Origin of the sequence: Empedobacter sp. UBA7252 (assembly GCF_002472765.1) — a bacterium.
Lineage (GTDB): Bacteria > Bacteroidota > Bacteroidia > Flavobacteriales > Weeksellaceae > Empedobacter > Empedobacter falsenii_B.
This window is the reverse complement of the sequence record NZ_DKSQ01000091.1, coordinates 1-4,529: the sequence shown is the minus strand read 5'-3', so window position 1 is coordinate 4,529 and position 4,529 is coordinate 1. Positions and strand designations below refer to the sequence as shown.

Here is a 4,529-nt window from a genome sequence, read left to right as displayed (position 1 = left end):
TATCCTTTATATAACATGCTTCGAATTGTTCAATTTCCTCTTCTGTAATAGGAAATATACAACCATTCCCCTTAAGGGATCTAATCAACCTACTTTCGAAATCTGAAAGATCATCCAGATTATTCAAAATTATTTTAAGATCGCTCATCTTTTTGTTTTTGAAAGTAAATAGTCAACTTGTTTTTTCAATTTGTCTAGGGCACGCTTTTTAATCTGCCGCCGATTTGGTTCTGTGATATTAAAAACTTTATTTATTCTTTCAATTACATCTGAAGGAATATTTTTTCCATCCTCACTAAACTGGTAACACATAAGCAAAACGCCTCGTTCTTTTTCATTTAACGTATTTAGTGCCTGCTCTAGTATTTCTTTTTCGAAACAGGCCGAGTTTTCGTTCTCATGATACTCTACTTCTGATTCGAGGACTAATATATCCTCTACAATAGATAACCTCGAATTCACCTCAATTGTTCTCAACTCTTGATAAAGTTCATTTCTCGCAATTCCAAAAAGCCAACTCTTAACAGCCAATAGTGCCTTATCCGAATCTTTATGATCTGTTCTAAATTGTGCTGATTTTTTATAAGCATTTAATAACGCATTATTAAAAATAACTTCAGCTAACCCATCGTATAAGTTTTGATATGGTTTGCAAGCCTTTACACAAGCAACCATAAAAGACGGAGAGACAATTTCGTAAAAAACATTAAAAGCCAAATTCGCTATAGCAGGCTCTTCCTCTGCCATAGCCATATATTCCATTAAAGTAAGGACAGATTCCTTTCTTAAATCTTCAAGTGAAACAAAAGACGAAGCGTTATCCATTAAAGTTATTTGGTTAATTATATGAGAATCCGTTACAATATACGGCTTTGTCACGGATTCTCATATATAACAGAAAAGAAAAACTATGATTATATCTTACATAATTTTATTTATCCTATTAGCATTATACCTAATATTAGGAAATAATCTTATAGCTAACAAAGCAATTAGTGATCTGATACATGAGCTTGCAATTGGAGGTTTGGGAACAATGATAGGAATAGCCATTACTTCAATTCTTATGCTAAAAGGGAAAATTTGGGTATGCCTACAAGCAGCTACAGTCCATCGATTCAAGCACATACGAATATCGGCAGCCTACATTTTCAAAATTGAAATTGACGGAAAATATCTTTTAGTAAAAGGTAGAAATATTGACCAATTCCAACCCGTAGGCGGCGTGTATAAAAGACTTGCGGAATCATCTACAATCTTCCAGCAGCTAGAAATTCTCGATGATAAAAAGATTCCAATTTGTGATACCACACGACATGATTTAAGACTTAGAATTAAAGGGAAACATTTACACAAATTTTTACTGTGGTTCGATTCTCAGAAGGAGAGAGAAATATCTCACTGGCGGGAATTCTGCGAAGAATTAATATTAACAAATATTCTTGACAGGGTAAAGTTCCCACATGTTAATTACAAATTTCTGTATAGAAACCCTTTGTATATTCACCATTCTATTTTTTATGAATGTCCGGAAATACTAATTCATGAAGTTTTTGAATTTATACCCAATGAGTCACAAAGATTGGAGTTAAAAAAATTACTGGAAGAGGAAAAAGCTGACTCAATCTATCATTGGGTATCAGAAGATACTATAAAACGATTAGGTTACACAAACGATAACAGAAAACCATTTTCGGTAGCTGAACATACTATTTCATTATTCAATAAAGATTTTAAAGTAAAATAACATGAAAAATATATACATACCAAATACATTCAATCAACAACTTGATGACTTACTTAACAGAATTGCAGAGAAACTTCAATTGGACGATACTAGACGATCATCAGCCGAAAGAAGCTACAATGCTGTATCCGAATGGATAGAAGCTGATATCGGGTTTTTCAAAAATGTTCTTTTTAACATTTACCCTCAGGGATCTTATCGCATTGGAACAAACGTCAAACCATTAAATGGAGAGGAATTCGATTTGGACATTGTTATCCATATGATGCTGCCATATGAGAGCTTCGACCCTATAGAAGTTCTCAATGAACTTGAAAGAAGATTAAAAGAACACGGTCAATATAAAACAATGATTCAAAGAAAAAACCGCTGCATTAGGATTATATATGCTAACCTCTTTCACATTGACATATTACCTGCTTTCCAAGAGTCTGATCTAGATCCAAATAAAATCGTTGTCCCAGACCGTCTTTTAAGAGATTGGACCCCTAGTAATCCAAAAGGCTATGCTACCTGGTTTGAATCAAGATATGTTACTAGAAATCAATTGTTACTTGAAAAGGCGCTTCGGGCGGAAGATTTGCCAGAGCAGATTCCATATCAATTATTACAGCCAATTCAACGGGCTGTTCAATTAATCAAACGTTTTCGTGATATATATTTCAAAGAAAATCCCGACGATAGTACTTCAAGTATTATACTAACCACTGTTGCAGGAATGTTTTATAATGGAGAGGCTTCAGAATATGAAGCTATCAAAGGCATAATCAATAGAACTTATAATGCCTTAGCACTCTGCGACGGAATTATGGATATTGTTAATCCAGCAAATACTGAAGAGAAATTTTCAGATAAATGGATTAATGAACCCAATCTTTATAAGTGTTTTAAAAAATTTATTTCGGACTTTAAAAACCTATGGGATAAAATTGATAATTCTAAAGGTATCAGCGGAATCCTCGACATTCTAAAGGAAATGTTTGGTGAAAATACGAGTACAAATTCTTTAATTGAACAATCGGAATATATCACCAAGGCCAGAAATGCACAGCAGCTAGGAGTAAATAGGACAAATGGATTGATCACAAAAGTCTCTCCAGCCGCTACTCTGGTAGAAAAAAACAATTTTTATGGAGAATAGGTACAGCACAATAAGAAAATATACTGCGATGCAGCAGTATTTGGATTTTAAGAAAAATCTCCCTGGATGGAAAATCCAGGCTCATCACAATGGATTTACAGCTAAATCAAGTATACAACCATCGCCATTAAGTGAATATTATGAAGTAAGGATTACATACAAGCAAGATTGTTCTCCCAAAATAGTAGTATTGAACAACAAACTTAAACCAAGAACCCCAGGTGGAAAAATAAAACATACTTATAATGATGGATCTTTATGCTTATACTATCCACGAGCAAAAGAATGGACTGCAAAAGATCTCATATCACAAACAATAGTACCTTGGATATCTGTATGGCTGTATTTTTATGAAATATGGCATGCTACAGATTTATGGCTTGGAGGAGGAATTGAACATTAAATTAAATCAATATGGCAATAATAATTAAAACTACTTCGCCGACGGAGCTTTTAGCGGCGATAAAAAAAGGAATCAATGAAGATAAAATTCGAACTTGGACTTATGACAGTGCGGGTGATTTTACACATACACCAGAACAATGGCAGTACGAAGCTTGGTTAAGACCTCAAATTCTCCCTGGCGAGCTTAGATTTGGAATTTTGGGACGAAAAAACAAAGAATTAAGCACTGTTATTTATGGAATATATCACGGACGGTTTATTGAAATGTTGTTAAGTCATTTTGATAAGCAGTTTTCCACCGCTCAGGCAACGGCTCAGAAAACTTCGCCAGACAATTTTTAGAGCTTTAGAAATTTCAATTGTATAATCTTAAAACATCTAAAATGAAATCTTCAGAAGTAAGTTTCCAAAGTGGATCATCAAGTCCATTTTGGAAATTATTTTATCCCACTTCCTTCAAAAGGTAATTAAACATGACGAAGCTCGGAACTGGATTTATCAAATTATAATATTTTACTTTAATTAAGCTTTAAAGTAAAATAATAAAAACGGCACCCAACTAGAGATTTTGAGTATTGAAACCACGCAATTCCGAGGTGAATTGAGCAATTGAACAAAACCAAAAAAACAAGTAAATATGGATTTGGAACTTTTCAACTTATTATTCAAATGGTCAAAATTATCCATATTGCCTAGTCATCTATTTTCTAATCTAGATGGTTCTGCAAAAATAGATCATATTTAGCAACCACTTTAGGACTTGACGCAGAATGTGAATCGAAGCAATTTTATAAGGGAAGAAGAATTTTAATATGTTCGTATGTTTAACAAATGTTCAAGAAAAGCATTTGTGTTAATAAGCTGGTTGGCGGAGAAGAGGGGAATCGAACCCCTCAGCCCTCAAATCAGGAAGCTGGCATCGCTTGGTCTTAACTTTACTGAACTATCATGGGGTGGTGATTCATACCAATATCTCCGAGAGGGCACCACGCCAGATTTTTTTACCAATAAATTTCACATTTATTTTCATAATTCCTTGTTTTACATGTTCATAAATCATTTCCAATATTGCGTGGAGAACAACGCCGAACACTACCCCAAAGGCCCAATGAAGTATAAGAGCTAAACCAACAGTAACTCCCAATATTTTTAACAGGCTAAAGATACGAAATTTTGATTTATCTTATTATGTTCAAGCACATCTGTCCTAAATAAATTTTAGGATTGGATTTCTGT

5 protein-coding genes are annotated in these 4,529 nt (G+C 33.8%); 4 read left to right on the top strand and 1 reads right to left on the bottom strand.

Annotated features, from left to right (window positions below):
- Positions 1 to 144: 144 nt before the first annotated feature.
- Complete coding sequence (locus B2X73_RS13130) at positions 145 to 825, bottom strand: RNA polymerase sigma factor (protein ID WP_070566173.1); 681 nt, start codon at positions 823 to 825, stop codon at positions 145 to 147.
- An 85-nt stretch (positions 826 to 910) separates the two neighbouring features.
- Here B2X73_RS13130 and B2X73_RS13125 point away from each other — a divergent pair, with 85 nt between their 5' ends.
- Genes B2X73_RS13125 through B2X73_RS13110 form a run of 4 tightly spaced genes read left to right on the top strand, consistent with a single transcriptional unit; the run spans position 911 to position 3,635 of the window.
- Positions 911 to 1,747 (top strand): HU-CCDC81 and SPOR domain-containing protein, encoded by an 837-nt coding sequence (locus tag B2X73_RS13125; protein ID WP_070566175.1) that lies wholly within the window; start codon positions 911 to 913, stop codon positions 1,745 to 1,747.
- Between the two features lies 1 nt (position 1,748).
- Positions 1,749 to 2,888, top strand: a complete 1,140-nt coding sequence (locus tag B2X73_RS13120) for a nucleotidyltransferase domain-containing protein (protein WP_070566177.1) — start codon at positions 1,749 to 1,751, stop codon at positions 2,886 to 2,888.
- A complete protein-coding gene (locus B2X73_RS13115; RefSeq protein WP_083295947.1) occupies positions 2,878 to 3,291 on the top strand; it encodes a hypothetical protein in 414 nt (137 codons plus the stop codon). Before B2X73_RS13120 ends, B2X73_RS13115 begins: the two co-directional genes overlap by 11 nt.
- Before the next feature lie 11 nt (positions 3,292 to 3,302).
- A complete protein-coding gene (locus B2X73_RS13110) occupies positions 3,303 to 3,635 on the top strand; it encodes a hypothetical protein (protein WP_070566179.1) in 333 nt (110 codons plus the stop codon).
- Positions 3,636 to 4,529 lie beyond the last annotated feature (894 nt).

Bases quoted from the DNA above. Each gene is read 5' to 3' on its own strand.
- B2X73_RS13125 (WP_070566175.1), top strand. From the start codon at position 911: ATGATTATATCTTACATAATTTTATTTATCCTATTAGCATTATACCTA.
- B2X73_RS13110 (WP_070566179.1), top strand. From the start codon at position 3,303: ATGGCAATAATAATTAAAACTACTTCGCCGACGGAGCTTTTAGCGGCG.
- B2X73_RS13115 (WP_083295947.1), top strand. From the start codon at position 2,878: ATGGAGAATAGGTACAGCACAATAAGAAAATATACTGCGATGCAGCAG.
- B2X73_RS13130 (WP_070566173.1), bottom strand. From the start codon at position 825: ATGGATAACGCTTCGTCTTTTGTTTCACTTGAAGATTTAAGAAAGGAA.
- B2X73_RS13120 (WP_070566177.1), top strand. From the start codon at position 1,749: ATGAAAAATATATACATACCAAATACATTCAATCAACAACTTGATGAC.